The sequence below is a fragment of the Luteococcus sp. H91 genome (assembly GCF_038433135.1).
Lineage (GTDB): Bacteria > Actinomycetota > Actinomycetes > Propionibacteriales > Propionibacteriaceae > Luteococcus.
This window is the reverse complement of the sequence record NZ_JBCDMV010000020.1, coordinates 74,612-90,117: the sequence shown is the minus strand read 5'-3', so window position 1 is coordinate 90,117 and position 15,506 is coordinate 74,612. Positions and strand designations below refer to the sequence as shown.

Here is a 15,506-nt window from a genome sequence, read left to right as displayed (position 1 = left end):
CCGTCAGAGGCCGAGGTCTTCCAGTCCCAGGGCGAAGCGGTATTCCAGCCCGGCGGCCTCGATGGCCTCCTTGGCGCCGGTGTCGCGGTCCACGATGCAGGCGACGCCCACCACTGTGGCCCCGGCCTCGCGCAGTGCCTCGACGGCGGTCAGAGCGGAGCCGCCCGTGGTGGAGGTGTCCTCCACCACCAGCACCTTGCGCCCGGAGACCTCGGTGCCCTCGATCCGGCGCTGCATGCCGTGTGCCTTCTCCGCCTTGCGCACGACGAAGGCGTCCAATCGGTCACCGTCGTGCGCAGCGGTGTGCAGCATGGCGACGGCAATCGGGTCGGCGCCCAGGGTGAGGCCACCCACCGCGTCGAAGTTCCAGTCCGCCACCAGATCCCGCATCACCCGGCCGACCACCGGGGCGGCTGCCCCGTCCAGCGTCACCCGCCGCATGTCGACGTAGTAGTCGGCCTCCTTGCCGCTGGCCAGCGTGACCAAGCCGTGCACCACGGCCAGGTTCTTGACATGTTCGATGAGCTCTTCGCGATCGGTCATGGCTTCACAGTAGTGGCCCGCCCGCTGACTACGCGCTGGGCGTAGCCAACGTCTGTTCGGTGGGCTCGGCAGCCGTTATGGTGAGGTGATCAGATTTCCAAGACCCGGAGTGACCCCATGATCTGGACCATCCTGTTCATCCTGCTCGGCCTGTTGGTGCTGGGCGGCATCCTGTTCATCGCTCCCTACAACGGCTTCGTACGGCAGCGCAATGTGATCCAGGAGTCCTGGCGCCAGGTCGACGTCGAGCTGAACCGCCGCTACGAGCTGCTGCCCAACCTGGTGGAGACTGTGCGCGCCTATGCCGGGCACGAGCGCAACACCATCGAGGAGGTCACCCGGCTGCGCAGTCAGGCGATGCAGCTCTCCCAAGGCAGTTCCACCGAGGCCGACCCGCAGCGGGCCGACGTCGAGGCCCAGCTCTCCGGCGCGGTGCGCAACATGATGGTCAGCGTCGAGGCCTACCCCGAGCTGCGCAGCAACCAGAACTTCCTGGAACTGCAGCGCCAGCTGGCCGAGACCGAGGATCGGATCGCCGCCGGCCGCCGCTTCTACAACGCCAATGTGCGGGCCTACAACACCAAGGTGGAGTCGGTGCCCAGCAACATCGTCGCCAACATGTTCCACTTCGAGAAGGCCACCTACTTCGAGGTCAACGACGCCGCCGTGCGCCAGGCCCCCGACGTGAACTTCGGCGAGATCAGCTACCGCGGCGACGCCCCGCAGCAGCACACCCCCGGTGTGAACCAGGCCGCACCCAGCGCCAGCAATGAGTTGCCCAACCCGCAGGCCCAGCAGGCGCAGCAGCCGGTCACCTGGGACCAGCCCCAGCAGCAGGCCCAGCCCCAGCAGCCGAACAACCCGCCGCAGGCCTGATCAGGCCACCACGACAGACGGCCCCGCCCCTCCATGGTGAGGTGCGGGGCCGTTTCGCGTCGTTTCCAGTCCATGGTTCCCAGCTCCCGGGCTCCCCAGCGCGCTGAACGCACCTGCGCCCCGGGCTTCCCAGCCCGGATTTCACCGCGCAGCACTCGCTGCACAGGGGCAGCAGTTCCAGCGGCTGCCCCTGGAATCAACGGCTGCGCGGTCAACCACGACCCAAACTGGCGAGGGTCTCGGACGCGGCACGTGTTGTCCGATTGTTGTCCTGGTGTTGTCAGCCCTTGTGGGGGCACGTGCCAAGGTCGTGGACTCCACCCATGGACACTGGCACGACGACATCGCGCAGCACACGGCAACTGTTGGCAGAGGGGCGGACCCCGGGCGAGCTGCGACGGGCCGTCGCCGCTGGGGATCTGGTTCACCTGCGCCGTGGCGCCTACGCCCAAGAGGCGGGGAAGACCCCGGAGGATCGGCATCGGCAACTGATCGAGGCCACCGTCGCCGGGCTCTCGGGGGCAGTGCTCAGCCACCACTCCGCCGCGGTGGTCCACGGCCTCTTGCTGCCCTATGGGCCGATGAAGGAGGTGCAGGTGATCCGGCCGCGCGCCTCCCGAGGCGGCGGAACCAAACGCGGGTCGCTCCATGTCCACGTCGCCCGGTTGGCGCCGGAGGATGTGACGGTGGTTGATGGTCTGGCGGTCACCACCAGAGCGCGCACCTTGGTCGACCTGGCCTGCCGGATGACCTTCGACGCCGGCGTGATCGCCCTGGACGCCGGTCTGCACCACCCCGAGGGCCGCGGACGGGAATCAGCGGAGATGCGCCAGCAGGTGGAGGCGGCCCTTTCCCGGATGCGACGGGTTGCCGGGATCAAGAAGGCCCGCGACGGGGTGGCCTTCGCCGACGGTCGGGCGGAGAGCCCGCTGGAGACTCGCAGCCGATTGCTGTTCTGGCGGGAAGGGATTGCGACGCCCGAGATCCAGCACCTCGTGCTCGACCGGTCTGGGCGAGAACTGGCTCGGCTCGACTTCGCCTGGCCGGCCCTGCATGTCTATGGCGAGTGCGACGGCAAGGTGAAGTACACCACCCTGCTGCGCCCTGGGGAATCAGCCGGGGATGTCGTGATGCGCGAGAAGCGTCGGGACAACGCCCTGGCCGATCTCGGTTGGCACCAAGTGCGGTGGATGGATCTGGACCTCCAGCGACCGAAGGTGCTGGCGGGGCGAGTGCGGCAGGCCTTGGTGTCCGCGTCGGGCTTCCCCGTCTGACCCATGACCCACTGCGCAGCAGTTACTGCAAGGGGGCAGCCGCTGGAGCAACTGCATGTGCACTCAACTGCTGCGCGGTGCTGGAGGCCCGGGCCAGGCGGGGGAGCGGCTCAGGCGACGGAAGCTGCTCAGGCGTCGACGCGCTCGGCCTTGGCCTTGCGCTTCTCGTTCCACCACTCGAAGACCATCGGCAGCACCGAGATCAGGACGATCAGCAGCAGCACCGCGTCGATGTTGTCGCCGATGAACTTCACATTGCCCAGCAGGTAGCCCAGCAGCGTGACGCCCCAGACCCAGATCACGCCGCCGATCGCGGTCCAGGTGATGAAGTGCCGGAAGTTCATGTTGGTGGCGCCGGCCACCATGGTGACGAAGGTGCGCACGAAGGGCACGAAGCGGCCCAGCACCAGCGCCTTGGAGCCGTAGCGCTCGAAGAAGTCGTGTGACTGCTGCAGGTGCTTCTCGCTGAAGATCTTGCCGAAGAAGTTGTCCCGCGGCTTGAACAGCCAGGGGCTGATGAACTTGCCGACGTAGTAACCGGCCATGTTGCCGACGATGGCGAAGAAGGTCATCACCAGGCAGGCCACGACCAGCACCATCGGCTTGCTCATGGAGCCGAAGGTGATCGACGGCGGGTTCATCGCGATGAACATCCCGACGGTGAACAGCAGCGAGTCGCCGGGCAGCACCGGGAAGATGGCGCACTCCAGGAAGAGGATCACCGCCACGCCCCACAACGCCCAGTTGCCCAGATTGTGGATCAGGGTGGCGGGGTCCAGCCAATCGGGCATCAGCATCGGAGTCAACAGCACGGTGCTCATCAGGTCGGTCACGCCCCAAAGGCTAACGTGGGGGACTGTGACCACGCTGAGCCCCGACGACCCCACGGCCCCGACGACCGGTGTCGGGCCGCACCCCGAGCCCTGGCCGGACGACCCTCGGCTGGATCCGGAACTGCTACGAGACGGCGACCGGCGCAATGTGCTGGACGAATTCCGCTACTGGCGACTGGAGGCGATCGTCGCAGAGTTGGACACCCGTCGTCATGGCCTGCACATCGCCATCCAGAACTGGGAGCACGACTTCAACATCGGCTCGATGGTGCGCACCGCCAATGCCTTCAACGTGGCGGGGGTACACATCGTCGGACGGCGCCGCTGGAACCGCCGGGGTGCCATGGTGACCGACCGGTACCTGCACGTGCACCACCACCCCGACGTCGAATCGCTGGCCCGGTGGGCACAGGACGAGGGCGTCACGCTGGTGGGGGTGGACAACCTGCCCGGCTCGGTGGCCTTGGAGCACGAGCCGTTGCCGCAACGCTGCTGCCTGGTCTTCGGTTCCGAGGGGCCGGGGCTGACCGAGGAGATGGTGGCGGCCTGCAGCAAGCTGGTGGCGATCACCCAGTACGGCTCCACCCGCTCCATCAATGCCGGGGCGGCCGCGGCGATCGCCATGTACGCCTGGGCCCTGCAGCACGCCTGAAGCACCCCGGCAGCAGACCACTTGGGCTGCAATTGGTATTCTCCAGAGACCACAAGCGTGGGTGGTTCGGCAGCGGAGGTCGGGATGGACGTCGTCGAGGACGACAAGGTGATCGCCACCAAGCGCGCGCAGGTGCGCCAGATCCTGCAGCGCCGGATCCAGGAGGAACTGCACGCCGGGGATGCCCTGGCGTCCGAACGCGAACTGGTCAACCAGCTGGGTGTCAGCCGGGTGACCATCCGGCAGGCGATCAGTGACCTGGTGGACGAGGGCCTGCTGGAACGCACTCAGGGCAAGGGCACCTATGTCACCGGGCCGCGGGTCAATTCCCGACTGCACCTGATGAGCTTCAGCCGGGAGATGCGGGCCCGCGGGCTGAAGCCCCGCACGGTGGTGCTGGCCGCCGCCGAGGAACCAGCCAGTGAACGGGTTGCCTCCGGGCTGGAGATCGAGCCCGGCGAGCCGGTGGTGCGGTTGGAACGCCTGCGCCTGGCCGACGGCACCCCGATGGCGCACGAGGTGGGGTGGTATCCGTCGCGGCTGATGCCCGACCTGCTGGATCACAAGCTGAACACCGTCTACGACCTGATGGCCGAGCGCTACGGACTGGTGGTCACCCGCGGCGAACAGAATGTCAGCGCCGAGGCGGCCGACGCCCTGCACGCCCGGATCTTGGGGATAGCCCGCCGCGCCCCGCTGCTGGTCACCGAGCGACTCACCTTTGCCGAGGACATCGTGGTGGAGTACTCGATCAGCAAGTACCGCGGGGATCGCTACCGGATCCACTCGACGCTGCATCCGCGCGACCAGACCCGCTGACCCATTCCCCTACGATGGGCCCCATGAGCCAGATGCCCTCTGCCGCGAACCAGGCCCCGTCCTTCGTGGTGGGTTTCAACCCCGTGCCGATGGCGAATGCGGTGGCAAACCTTGCGTCCGCGCTGCGTCGCTCGATCCTGTTCATGCTGCTGGGCGCCGCGGCCTGGACCGGGCTGTGGTGGTGGAAGCGCGACGAGTGGGGCAGCCCCTGGTTGCTGGTGGCCGGCTATGCGGTCAGCCTGGTGATGATCGGCATCACCGCGGCCCGGCTGCTGCAAGCCCAGCGCAACCTGACCCGGATCGGCCGCGGTGCCGCGCTGGAGGCACATCGGGGCGGACTGCGGCTGCACACCCTGGAAGGCGCGGTGCTGGAGCTCACCTGGGAGCAGGTGCGCGCGCTGAAGACCGCCGGGCTGAAGGTTGGCGCCGGCCCGGAACTGGTGGTGGAGGCGGTGCAGGGCAAGGTCTGGTCGATGCCGCTGAGCTTCCTGGACGCGTTGCCGGGCACCATCGACGGCGGTGTGCGCGCCCTGTCTGGCGGGCGGCACGGCCTTGACCTGAGTGGTCTGGACACGCTCTTCTGATCCATCGCGCCCCGGGGCTTCGCGGTCGGCTGAACCGTCCCCGCGGCGCTGGGCGGGGCAGATTGCACCCCGCTGCTGCGCAGCTTGGCCATCTTTGGAAGAATGGCCGTGAGCAACACCAACCCATAGAAAGAGGCAGATATGCCCATCGCAACTCCCGAGGTCTACGCCGAAATGTACGCGCGGGCCAAGGCCGGCAAGTTCGCCTACCCCGCCATCAACGTGACCTCCTCCCAGACCGTCAACGCTGCGCTGCAGGGCTTCGCCGAGGCTGGCAGCGACGGCATCCTCCAGCTCTCCACCGGTGGCGCCGAGTACGCGTCGGGCCCCACCCAGAAGAACATGATCGTCGGTGCCATCGCGCTGGCCGACTACGCCCGTGAGGTTGCCAAGCAGTACCCGATCAATGTCGGCCTGCACACCGATCACTGCCCCGAGAACAAGCTGGACACCTACGTCCGTCCGCTGCTCGAGGCCTCGGCCGAGCGCGTCGCCAAGGGCCAGGACCCGATCTTCAACTCCCACATGTGGGACGGTTCGGCCATGGACGATCTGGAGAAGAACCTCTCCATCGCCGATGAGCTGCTTAGCAAGACCAGCGCCAACCACCAGATCCTGGAGATCGAGATCGGCGCCGTCGGCGGCGAGGAGGACGGTGTCGTCGGCGAGATCAACGACAAGCTGTACACCCAGCCGTCGGACGCCCTGCGTACCGCCGAGGTGCTGGGCCTGGGTGAGAAGGGCGCCTACATCGTCGCCTTCACCTTCGGCAACGTGCACGGCGTCTACAAGCCCGGCAACGTCAAGCTGCGCCCGGAGATCCTGAAGGACCTGCAGGATGCCGTTGGCCAGAAGTACGGCCAGGAGAAGCCCTTCGCGCTCGTCTTCCACGGTGGCTCGGGCTCGACCGCCCAGGAGATCAGCGACGCGGTGGACTTCGGCGTCGTGAAGATGAACGTCGACACCGACACCCAGTACGCCTTCACCCGCCCCGTGGTCGAGCACATGTTCAAGAACTACGACGGCGTGCTGAAGATCGACGGCGAGGTCGGCAACAAGAAGATGTACGACCCGCGCGCCTGGGGCAAGCTGGCCGAGGCCGGCATGGCCGCTCGCATCGTCGAGGCCTGCCAGCAGCTGCGTTCGGCCGGTACCCACACCGCCTGATCGCTCACACCTGAACAACGAACCGGCCGGTTCCCCTTGGGGGAGCCGGCCGGTTCTTCACTCCCTCACGGGATCCGGAACAGAAGGAGTGGAGCGAAGCGACTTCAAGGTCTTCGGGGGTTCACGGGGGCGGAGCCCCCGTGAGGGGGTTTGGGGGGACGTAGCCCCCAAGGTGGGGTCACCAGCCCCCGACGCCGTTGCCGCCGTTGCCCTCGAGGGCTCGCTCGACGGGGGCCTCCATCACGGTCTGCGGCCGGGCCGCGGCCTTCTCGGCCAGGACGGCGGGGGAGACCTCACCGTCGGCATTGCGCGGGGTCCAGCCGAGCTCGCTGGTCCACTCGCTGCCGCAACCGGAGCAGGCGAAGATCCGCAGACCGTCGCTCACTTCCTCGGTGGGCTTCCAGTCGCACTTGCCGGTGCAGTCATTCGACTTCAGTTCACGGGTCATGCCATGAGTCTGGCATGGCTGCCGGGGCCACGGGTTGTGACCCTTGTCACGGGGCATTTTCGCTTGTGGTTTGACCATGGCTGGAAATGTCTCCGCCGCCTTTTGTGCGCGCCTGCACAAATGCCACCCCGGTCTGTCCACTGGAGCCGGAGCATGTAAGGATGGGACACATGAGTCCGCGACAAATTGGCGTTACCGAGGTCGCTCTCCGCGACGCACACCAGAGCCTGATGGCTACCCGTATGGCCATGGAGGACATGGTCGAAGCCTGTGCTGACATTGATGCAGCCGGCTACTGGTCTGTTGAGTGCTGGGGCGGGGCCACCTTCGATTCCTGCATCCGATTCCTGAACGAAGACCCGTGGGAGCGGCTGCGCACCTTCCGCAAGCTGCTGCCCAACAGCAAGCTGCAGATGCTGCTGCGTGGTCAGAACCTGCTGGGCTACCGCCACTACGAAGACATGGTCGTCGAGAAGTTCGTCGAGAAGTCCGCCGAGAACGGCATGGACGTCTTCCGCGTCTTCGACGCCCTGAACGACCCCCGCAACATGGCCCAGGCCATGCAGGCGGTCAAGAAGACGGGCAAGCATGCCCAGGGCACCATCTGCTACACCATCTCCCCGCTGCACACGACCGAGGGCTACGTGAAGCTCGCCGGCCAGCTGCTGGACATGGGTGCCGATTCCATCGCCTTCAAGGACATGGCCGCCCTGCTCAAGCCGCAGCCCGCCTACGACATCATCCGTGGCATCAAGGAGACCTACGGCGAGGACACCCAGATCAACGTCCACTGCCACTCCACCACCGGCGTGACCCTGGTCACCCTGATGAAGGCCATCGAGGCCGGCGCCGACGTCGTCGACACCGCGATCAGCTCGATGTCGCTCGGCCCGGGCCACAACCCGACCGAGAGCCTCGTCGAGATGCTCGAGGGCACCGAGTACACCACCGGGCTGGACATGGATCGCCTGATCTCCATCCGCGACCACTTCTCCACGATCCGCCCGAAGTACAAGGAATTCGAATCGGCCACCCTGGTGGACACCGACATCTTCCGTAGCCAGATCCCCGGCGGCATGCTGTCCAACATGGAGAGCCAGCTCAAGGCCCAGGGTGCGGGTGACCGCATCAAGGAGGTCATGGAGGAGGTGCCCGTCGTCAAGAAGGACGCCGGCTACCCGCCGCTGGTGACCCCGTCCAGCCAGATCGTCGGCACCCAGGCCGTGTTCAACGTCCTGATGGGCCGCTACAAGGTGATGACTGGCGAGTTCGCCGACCTGATGCTCGGCTACTACGGCGAGTGCATCGGCGAGCGCAATCCCGAGGTCGTCGAGGCCGCCAAGGCTCAGCAGAAGAAGGACGTCATCACCGGTCGTCCGGCCGATCTGCTGGAGCCCGAGTGGGAGAAGCTGGAGACCGACGCCCAGGCGCTGCCCGGCTTCAACGGCTCCGAGGAGGACGTGCTGACCAACGCCATGTTCCCGGGCGTCGCCCCGAAGTTCTTCGCCTCCCGTCAGGATGGCCCGAAGAATGTCGGCAAGACCCCCGATCAGCTCAAGCGCGAGGCGGACGTCGCCGCGGGCAAGGCACAGGCGCTCAGCTCGCCGATCACCTACAACGTCAGCTTCGACGGGCGCCAGCACAGCGTCAAGGTCGAGCCGGCCTGATCGACGACAAACCCACGAGTCGAAAAGACTAAGGAACATAATGGCAAAGCACACCATGGCAGAGCGCCTCGAGCACCTGGCCAGTGAGCGGGCCCGGGTCCATGCAGGTGGCGGCGAGAAGCGCATCGAGAAGCAGCATGCGAAGGGCGCGATGACCGCGCGCGAGCGCATCGATGCCCTGATCGACCCCGGCACCATGCTGGAGGATGGTGCCTTCCGCAAGAACCGCACGACCTTCTTCGGCATGGACAAGGCAGACATGCCCGCCGACGGCGTCGTGACCGGTGCGGGAGCCGTCCTCGGACGCCCGATCCACTTCGCCAGTCAGGACTTCACCGTTTCCGGTGGCTCCGCGGGCGAGACGCACAACATCAAGGTGGCCGAAGCGCTGCACGCCTCGCTCGAGACAGGCACGCCCTTCGTCTTCATCAACGACTCGGGCGGCGCCCGAGTCCAGGAGGGCATCGACTCGCTGTCCGGCTACGGCAAGGTCTTCTACGAGAATGTCCTGCTGTCCGGCGTCGTGCCGCAGATCTCGATCATCGCCGGCCCCTGCGCCGGTGGCGCGGTCTACAGCCCGGCTCTGACCGACTTCATCATCCAGACCCGCAAGGCCCACATGTTCATCACGGGCCCCGGCGTGATCAAGCAGGTCACCGGCGAGGACGTCACCCAGGACGAGCTCGGCGGCGCCGACGCGCAGATGGCGTCGGGCGTGGTCAGCTTCGTCGCGGATGACGACGAGCAGGCCCTGTTGATCGCCAAGAAGCTGCTCAGCTTCCTGCCGCAGAACAATGCCGAGGACGCCCCGATCGTCGATCCCGACGACAATGTGTCCCCGCGCCAGAGGCTGCGCGAGATCATCCCCGAGGAGAGCAACAAGGGCTACGACGTGCGCGAGGTCATTCGCGAGATCGTGGACCGGGGCGACTTCCTCGAGGTCCGGGCGGGCTGGGCGAAGAACCTCGTGGTCGGCTTCGGTCGCGTCGTGGGACGCACCGTCGGCTTCATCGCCAACAACCCGTCGGTGATGTCGGGCGTGCTGGACATCGACTCCTCTGACAAGGGTTCGACCTTCATCCGCTTCTGCAATGCCTTCAACATCCCGATCGTGAACCTCGTCGACGTGCCCGGCTTCCTGCCGGGCGTCGCCCAGGAGCGCGGCGGCATCATCCGCCACGGCGCGAAGATGCTGTTCGCCTACTCGGCGGCCACCGTCCCGAAGATCACCATCGTGATGCGCAAGGCCTACGGCGGCTCCTACCTGGCGATGTGCTCGAAGGACCTGGGCGCCGACAAGGTCTTCGCCTGGCCGTCCGCCGAGATCGCCGTGATGGGTGCCGAGGGTGCCGCGGCCGTGGTCTTCCGTCGGGAGATCGCCGCGGCCGAGGATCCCGAGGCCCGCAAGAAGGAACTGGTGGAGGAATACCGCGAGACCTTCTCCACGCCCTACATGGCTGCCGCTCGTGGCCAGGTCGACGACATCATCGATCCTGCCGACACTCGTCGTCAGATCGCCTTGACGCTGGAGATCCTGCAGAGCAAGCGCCAGCTGCGTCCCGCCAAGAAGCACGGCCTCGAGCCGGCCTGATCGGAGCAACAATGTCTGACGCAAGTACCGCTCAGCTGCAGGAGCTGGTGGCCGACCTCTCCAAGCGCCTCACCGCGCTGGAGGGCGAGGTTGCCAGCCTGAAGGCCAACCAGCAGATCCCCGAGGACGTCATGGTGGCCATCTCGGCCGCCGTGTCCGCCTACCTGGGTCACAACGCCAAGGTGCGCGCCGTGCACCTGCGCAACCATCGCAATTGGGCGACGGAGACCCGCGGGCGAGCCCACTACCGGGCCGTCTGACCAGTGAACCTGAGACGAGAGAAGTGACATGAAACTGAAGGTGACCGTCAACGGTCAGGAATATGTGATCGACGTCGAGGTGGAGGAGGAGCAGCAGACGCTGGCCCCCATCGTGATCGGTGGTGGCGGCCCCATGGCCGCTCCCGCCCCCGGCACCGCCTCCATGCCCGCCGGATCCTCGAATGCCGTCGTCGCGCCGCTGGCCGGCTCGGTGGCTCGTATCCTGGTGAAGGAGGGCGACGAGGTGACCGCCGGCCAGGTGCTGGTGGTGCTCGAGGCCATGAAGATGGAGACCGAGATCACCGCTCCGGCGGCTGGCAAGGTCGGCTCCATTCTGGTCGAGGCCGGCACGCCCGTCCAGGGTGGCCAGCCGCTGATCGAGCTTGCCTGACAGCAACGCATTCCGCGCGGCGGGTGTCCCCTGATGGGGGCACCCGCCGTGTGCGTTGGCGGGGAGCTGGGCTCGCGCCGTCCGGGAAATGCACAATGGCGAGGTCCGAAGACCTCGCCATTGCGTTTGCGTTCTCGCGATTGGCCTCGCGGCCATTCGCACATCCCCCACTTGGATGTAGAACCCCAACCTCCGCAACCGGTGTTGGTTAAGTAGACCGTACGTCATAGAAGTCTCGTTGCGAAGTGCGATTGGCTCAACTCAGCAGCACTTAAGGAAACTCTTAAGACGCTGGTCGAAGGACGCGGCGCACCGATTCCGCGTGTCATGTTTGATCGATCCAGCAAAGTTGGTCAGATGGCCGCCAGCCGTTTACCCCGCGTCCGATCAGCACATGTCTTGGCTTTCTATCCTCCCCCTGAGGGGTGAGCGTCCGTTCCGCCCCGGAGAGTTGAAAGGTCACGACATGAAGTCCACCTCCGTGCGGATCGCCGCATTTGCCACCATCGGTGTGCTGGCGCTGGGCGCCTGTGGTTCCACGGGTGAGAGCACCGATGCCAGCAAGGCGTCGGGCGGTTCCACCGTCGCGAGTGCCAAGGTCGCCAAGGCCACCAGCCTCAAGGACATCGGCACCATGGCCGACCTCGAGGCCGCAGCCAAGGCCGAAGGGCAGCTCAACGTGATCGCGCTCCCGCATGACTGGTCCAACTACGGCGAGGTGATCGAGACCTTCAAGAAGAAGTACCCGGAGATCACCGTCAACGAGGCCAACCCGAACGCGTCCTCCAAGGAGGAGATCGACGCGATCAAGACCAACAAGGGCACCGACAAGGCGCCGGACACCGTCGACGTTGGTGCGGGCGTCGCGAACGAGTATGCCGACCAGTTCGCCCCCTACAAGGTGGAGGCCTGGGACGCCATCCCCGCCGAGGTGAAGGACCCCGAGGGGCGCTTCACTGCCGACTACACCGGCATCATGTCGCTGGGCTACAACAAGACCAAGTACGGTGAAATCAACAGCTTCGACCAGTTGACCGACCCGAAGTTCAAGTCCACCGTGGCGCTCAATGGCAAGCCCGCGGAGGCGGGGGCGGCCTTCAACGGTTTCCTCAGCGCAAACCTGGGCAATGGCGGCACCCTGGAGAACCTGCAGCCCGGGCTGGACTACTTCAAGAAGCTGAAGGACGCCGGCACTCTCACCACCGTCGACATCAGCAATGCCACCGTTGACTCGGGTCAGACCGGAGTGGTCTTCGACTGGTCGTACAACCAGCAGTCGACCAAGGACCGGCTGGCCAAACAGGGCGTCGAATGGGAGTACAAGGTGCTGCCCGGCGCCGAGGTGGCCAGCTACTACAACCAGGCCATCAATGCCGACGCCCCGCACCCGGCCGCGGCCCGGCTGTGGCAGGAATACCTGTACTCGCCCGAGGCCCAGAATCTGTGGATGAAGGGCGGCGCCACGCCGGTGCTGCTGGAGAAGATGAAGGCGGACAAGACCGTCGACGAGGCCGCCCTGGCCACCCAGGTGAAGACCACCAAGACGCCTGCCACCTACACCTCGGCCGACTCCAAGCGGATCACCGCCTGGCTGGCCGCCAACTGGGACAAGACGATTGGCAACTGAGCCGTCTCCCGCGCGGCGCGGCGGGCTGGCAGGCCTGCTGCGCCACGCGGCGAGCATCCCCTTCTTCGCCTATGTGGCCATCTTCCTCTTGCTGCCGACGCTGATCGTGGTGATCGGCGCCTTTCAGGGTGTCGATGGCGGGTTCACCCTGCAGAACTTCAAGCGGCTGGCTGAGCCCAACACGATCGACTCGCTGCTCACCTCCCTGTGGGTCTCCTTCCTGTCAGCCCTGGTCGGCTCGATCGCCGGGGCCTTGGTGGCCTATGTGCTGGTGATCGGTGGCGAGCGTTCTCGAGTCATGTATCGGATCGTCACCGCGGTCAGCTCGGTGTTGGCCCAGTTCGGCGGTGTGATGCTGGCCTTCGCCTTCATCGCCACGGTGGGAACCAATGGCATCGCCACCCAGCTTCTGGCCAAGAGCATCGGCTACACCGTCGATCCCACCTGGATCAGCTCCCTACCGGGATTGGTGACCATCTATGCCTACTTCCAGATCCCGCTGATGATCATCGTCTTCGTGCCCGCCGTCGCCGGCCTGCGACCCCAGTGGCGCGAGGTGACGGAGAATCTGGGCGGTTCCACCTGGACCTACTGGCACCGGGTGGCGGGGCCGCTGCTGTGGCCGAGCTTCGCCGGCTCCTTCCTGCTGCTCTTTGCCAATGCCTTCAGCGCCTATGCCACCGCCGCCGCTCTCTTTGCCCAGCGCTCCTTCCTGCTGCCGCTGATGATCCAGGGGGCCCTGCGCAATGAGCAGGACACCTCGCAGAATGGCTTCGCGCAGGTGCTGGCCTTCCTGATGGTGCTGGTGGTCGCGATCGTGATGACCGGCTACGCCATGCTGCAGCGGCGTACCTCGAGGTGGTTGTGATGAGTGGCACGGTCGCCAAGGTGCCCCAGTTGCGCACCCAGCGGGCCCGCAAGGAAGCGCTGTTTCGTTGGCTCGTGCTCACTCCCGTGTTGCTCTTTCTGGCCATCCCACTGCTGTCCATGGTGCTGTTCAGCCTGCGATATCCCCTGACCGGCAAGTGGACCAACCGGGCCTGGCAACTCATCTTTGGCGGTGGTGAGGATGGCGCCGAGGTCCTGGAGCCGCTGTGGGAGGGCCTGGTGGTCTCGCTGGGGCTCGGGCTGTTCACCATCGTGCTGATGCTCGCCCTGCTGCTGCCCGTGATGCTCTCGCTGCGGCTGCGGCCCTCGCCGCTCAGCCGGATCGTGGAGTTCACCTGTCTGCTGCCGCTGGCGATCCCCGCCATCGTCCTGGTCGTCGGTCTGGCGCCGATCTACCGCTGGTTGGCGGTGAACGTGCTCAGCACCAACTCCATCTGGCTGGCGTTGGCCTACGCCATCCTGGTCCTGCCCTACTCCTATCGGGCATTGGACGCCGGATTCGGGGCGGTCAACATCAAGACCCTGGTGGAGGCAGGCCGTTCGCTGGGCTGCTCCTGGTTCGGTGTGATGTTCCGAATCGTGATCCCGACGCTGCGCCAGGCGATCCTGTCAGCCTGCTTCATCTCGATCGCGGTGGTGATGGGGGAATACACCATCGCGTCGCTGCTGAACCGCACCAACCTGCAGGTCGGGCTCTTCCTCGTGGGCCAGAGCGACCCGATGGTCGCCACCGCCATGAGTCTGCTCACCCTCACCCTCGGCATCGTGCTGCTGTTGACGCTCGGCCTCGTGGGCTCCGCACGGAAAGGACGGCGGTCATGACGATCGCACACGCAACCGCGGCCAGTGGCCGCCAGCCGGTCACCGTCGAAATGGTTGACCTGTACAAGCAGTACGGCCCCACCAAGGCCCTCAACGGCTTCAACTGCACCCTCAATCCGGGTGAGATGGTGGTGCTTCTGGGTCCATCGGGCTGCGGCAAGACCACCGCACTGCGGGCCTTGGCCGGGCTGGAGGACATCGACAGCGGCCGGATCCTCACCGACGGGCGGGATCTGACCGGCGTCGGGCCGGCCGGGCGGGACATGGCGATGGTCTTCCAGGCCTACTCGCTCTTCCCGCACCTGACGGCCCGGGAGAATGTCGAGTTCGGGCTGCGGGTGCGCAAGATGGGCGCCGGCAAGCGCCGTGAGGCGGCCCTGCGCCAGCTGGACCTGGTGGGTCTGGCCGACCAGGCCGACAAGTACACCCACCAGATGTCCGGCGGTCAGCAGCAGCGCGTCGCCCTGGCCCGGGCACTGGCCGTCGACCCCACCGTGCTGTTGCTGGACGAGCCGCTCTCCGCGCTGGACGCCAAGGTGCGGGTCAACCTGCGTGAAGAGATCCGGCGTCTGCAGCAGGAGGCCGGCACCACCGCCCTGTTCGTCACCCATGACCAGGAGGAGGCGCTGGCCGTCGCCGATCGGGTGGGCGTGATGCGCGGCGGCGTGCTGGAACAGATCGCCAGCCCCACCGAGATCTACGGTTCGCCGGTTACGGAGTTCGTGGCGGCTTTCATCGGCACCACCAATCGACTCGACGCCCGTTCCGACGGCAACACCGCCTACCTGCTGGGGCAGAAGGTCCCCCTGTTGCCCGGCTCCGCCACCGGTGAGGTCTCGGTGTTGGTGCGGCCCGAGGCCATCGATCTGTCACCGGCCACCGGCGACGAGAACGCAGTGGTGGAGCAGATGAGTTTCCTGGGGGCGCACACCCGGGTCACCGCGATGCTGGGCGACACCAGGATTGTGGCCCAGCTGGGCCCCTCCGCCGCGCTCCAGCTGGATGTTGGGGGCCGCGTGCACATCACCCTGCACAACACACCTGCACTGGCCGTGGCGGCCTGA

General features: G+C 66.4%; 17 protein-coding genes. 14 read left to right on the top strand and 3 right to left on the bottom strand.

The annotated features are described in order from the left end of the window. Positions 1-3: 3 nt before the first annotated feature. On the bottom strand, positions 4-543 hold the full coding sequence (gene pyrE / locus AAEX57_RS10960) for an orotate phosphoribosyltransferase (protein ID WP_342092146.1): 540 nt from the start codon (positions 541-543) through the stop codon (positions 4-6). A gap of 117 nt (positions 544-660) precedes the next feature. On the opposite strand from pyrE, the gene AAEX57_RS10955 reads away from it, so the two are divergent. Then, complete coding sequence (locus tag AAEX57_RS10955) at positions 661-1,419, top strand: LemA family protein (protein ID WP_342092147.1); 759 nt, start codon at positions 661-663, stop codon at positions 1,417-1,419. Between the two features lie 323 nt (positions 1,420-1,742). After that, the gene (locus AAEX57_RS10950; protein ID WP_342092148.1) at positions 1,743-2,693 is read left to right on the top strand and encodes a hypothetical protein; all 951 of its coding nucleotides are present in this window, start codon (positions 1,743-1,745) and stop codon (positions 2,691-2,693) included. A gap of 128 nt (positions 2,694-2,821) precedes the next feature. Here the strand turns inward: AAEX57_RS10950 and AAEX57_RS10945 are convergent, their stop codons facing one another. Next, complete coding sequence (locus AAEX57_RS10945; RefSeq protein WP_342092149.1) at positions 2,822-3,526, bottom strand: DedA family protein; 705 nt, start codon at positions 3,524-3,526, stop codon at positions 2,822-2,824. A gap of 34 nt (positions 3,527-3,560) precedes the next feature. Here AAEX57_RS10945 and AAEX57_RS10940 point away from each other — a divergent pair, with 34 nt between their 5' ends. The 4 genes from AAEX57_RS10940 to fbaA all read left to right on the top strand — a co-directional run bounded on the left by AAEX57_RS10940 (position 3,561) and on the right by fbaA (position 6,748). After that, the gene (locus AAEX57_RS10940; RefSeq protein ID WP_342092217.1) at positions 3,561-4,178 is read left to right on the top strand and encodes a TrmH family RNA methyltransferase; all 618 of its coding nucleotides are present in this window, start codon (positions 3,561-3,563) and stop codon (positions 4,176-4,178) included. Between the two features lie 57 nt (positions 4,179-4,235). Next, positions 4,236-4,997, top strand: a complete 762-nt coding sequence (locus AAEX57_RS10935) for a GntR family transcriptional regulator (protein ID WP_342092150.1) — start codon at positions 4,236-4,238, stop codon at positions 4,995-4,997. Positions 4,998-5,020: 23 nt separating this feature from the next. After that, complete coding sequence (locus AAEX57_RS10930; protein ID WP_342092151.1) at positions 5,021-5,581, top strand: hypothetical protein; 561 nt, start codon at positions 5,021-5,023, stop codon at positions 5,579-5,581. 141 nt (positions 5,582-5,722) lie between these two features. Next, on the top strand, positions 5,723-6,748 hold the full coding sequence (fbaA, locus tag AAEX57_RS10925) for a class II fructose-bisphosphate aldolase (protein WP_342092152.1): 1,026 nt from the start codon (positions 5,723-5,725) through the stop codon (positions 6,746-6,748). Between the two features lie 178 nt (positions 6,749-6,926). On the opposite strand, the gene AAEX57_RS10920 is transcribed toward fbaA, so the two are convergent. Beyond that, entirely contained in the window at positions 6,927-7,196 is a 270-nt protein-coding gene (locus tag AAEX57_RS10920; protein WP_342092153.1) for a hypothetical protein, read from the bottom strand. A 170-nt stretch (positions 7,197-7,366) separates the two neighbouring features. Between AAEX57_RS10920 and AAEX57_RS10915 the strand changes: the two genes are divergently transcribed. The 8 genes from AAEX57_RS10915 (at position 7,367) to AAEX57_RS10880 (ending at position 15,506) form a co-directional block, all read left to right on the top strand. Continuing rightward, positions 7,367-8,863 carry a methylmalonyl-CoA carboxytransferase subunit 5S gene (locus tag AAEX57_RS10915; protein ID WP_342092154.1) on the top strand — a complete coding sequence of 499 codons (1,497 nt, stop codon included), beginning with the start codon at positions 7,367-7,369 and terminating at the stop codon, positions 8,861-8,863. A 40-nt stretch (positions 8,864-8,903) separates the two neighbouring features. Continuing rightward, complete coding sequence (locus AAEX57_RS10910; protein WP_342092155.1) at positions 8,904-10,454, top strand: acyl-CoA carboxylase subunit beta; 1,551 nt, start codon at positions 8,904-8,906, stop codon at positions 10,452-10,454. A gap of 11 nt (positions 10,455-10,465) precedes the next feature. Then, positions 10,466-10,714 (top strand): hypothetical protein, encoded by a 249-nt coding sequence (locus AAEX57_RS10905; RefSeq protein WP_342092156.1) that lies wholly within the window; start codon positions 10,466-10,468, stop codon positions 10,712-10,714. A 28-nt stretch (positions 10,715-10,742) separates the two neighbouring features. After that, entirely contained in the window at positions 10,743-11,105 is a 363-nt protein-coding gene (locus tag AAEX57_RS10900) for a biotin/lipoyl-containing protein (RefSeq protein ID WP_342092157.1), read from the top strand. Between the two features lie 466 nt (positions 11,106-11,571). Continuing rightward, complete coding sequence (locus tag AAEX57_RS10895; RefSeq protein WP_342092158.1) at positions 11,572-12,732, top strand: ABC transporter substrate-binding protein; 1,161 nt, start codon at positions 11,572-11,574, stop codon at positions 12,730-12,732. Then, positions 12,722-13,600 (top strand): ABC transporter permease, encoded by an 879-nt coding sequence (locus AAEX57_RS10890; RefSeq protein WP_342092159.1) that lies wholly within the window; start codon positions 12,722-12,724, stop codon positions 13,598-13,600. Before AAEX57_RS10895 ends, AAEX57_RS10890 begins: the two co-directional genes overlap by 11 nt. After that, on the top strand, positions 13,600-14,442 hold the full coding sequence (locus tag AAEX57_RS10885) for an ABC transporter permease (protein WP_342092160.1): 843 nt from the start codon (positions 13,600-13,602) through the stop codon (positions 14,440-14,442). The genes AAEX57_RS10890 and AAEX57_RS10885 overlap by 1 nt, the downstream gene beginning before the upstream one ends. Beyond that, positions 14,439-15,506 (top strand): ABC transporter ATP-binding protein, encoded by a 1,068-nt coding sequence (locus AAEX57_RS10880; RefSeq protein ID WP_342092161.1) that lies wholly within the window; start codon positions 14,439-14,441, stop codon positions 15,504-15,506. The genes AAEX57_RS10885 and AAEX57_RS10880 overlap by 4 nt, the downstream gene beginning before the upstream one ends.

Coding starts and splice junctions, on each gene's coding strand:
- pyrE (WP_342092146.1), bottom strand. CDS start 543: ATGACCGATCGCGAAGAGCTCATCGAACATGTCAAGAACCTGGCCGTG.
- AAEX57_RS10955 (WP_342092147.1), top strand. CDS start 661: ATGATCTGGACCATCCTGTTCATCCTGCTCGGCCTGTTGGTGCTGGGC.
- AAEX57_RS10950 (WP_342092148.1), top strand. CDS start 1,743: ATGGACACTGGCACGACGACATCGCGCAGCACACGGCAACTGTTGGCA.
- AAEX57_RS10930 (WP_342092151.1), top strand. CDS start 5,021: ATGAGCCAGATGCCCTCTGCCGCGAACCAGGCCCCGTCCTTCGTGGTG.
- fbaA (WP_342092152.1), top strand. CDS start 5,723: ATGCCCATCGCAACTCCCGAGGTCTACGCCGAAATGTACGCGCGGGCC.
- AAEX57_RS10920 (WP_342092153.1), bottom strand. CDS start 7,196: ATGACCCGTGAACTGAAGTCGAATGACTGCACCGGCAAGTGCGACTGG.
- AAEX57_RS10915 (WP_342092154.1), top strand. CDS start 7,367: ATGAGTCCGCGACAAATTGGCGTTACCGAGGTCGCTCTCCGCGACGCA.
- AAEX57_RS10910 (WP_342092155.1), top strand. CDS start 8,904: ATGGCAAAGCACACCATGGCAGAGCGCCTCGAGCACCTGGCCAGTGAG.
- AAEX57_RS10905 (WP_342092156.1), top strand. CDS start 10,466: ATGTCTGACGCAAGTACCGCTCAGCTGCAGGAGCTGGTGGCCGACCTC.
- AAEX57_RS10900 (WP_342092157.1), top strand. CDS start 10,743: ATGAAACTGAAGGTGACCGTCAACGGTCAGGAATATGTGATCGACGTC.
- AAEX57_RS10895 (WP_342092158.1), top strand. CDS start 11,572: ATGAAGTCCACCTCCGTGCGGATCGCCGCATTTGCCACCATCGGTGTG.
- AAEX57_RS10885 (WP_342092160.1), top strand. CDS start 13,600: ATGAGTGGCACGGTCGCCAAGGTGCCCCAGTTGCGCACCCAGCGGGCC.
- AAEX57_RS10880 (WP_342092161.1), top strand. CDS start 14,439: ATGACGATCGCACACGCAACCGCGGCCAGTGGCCGCCAGCCGGTCACC.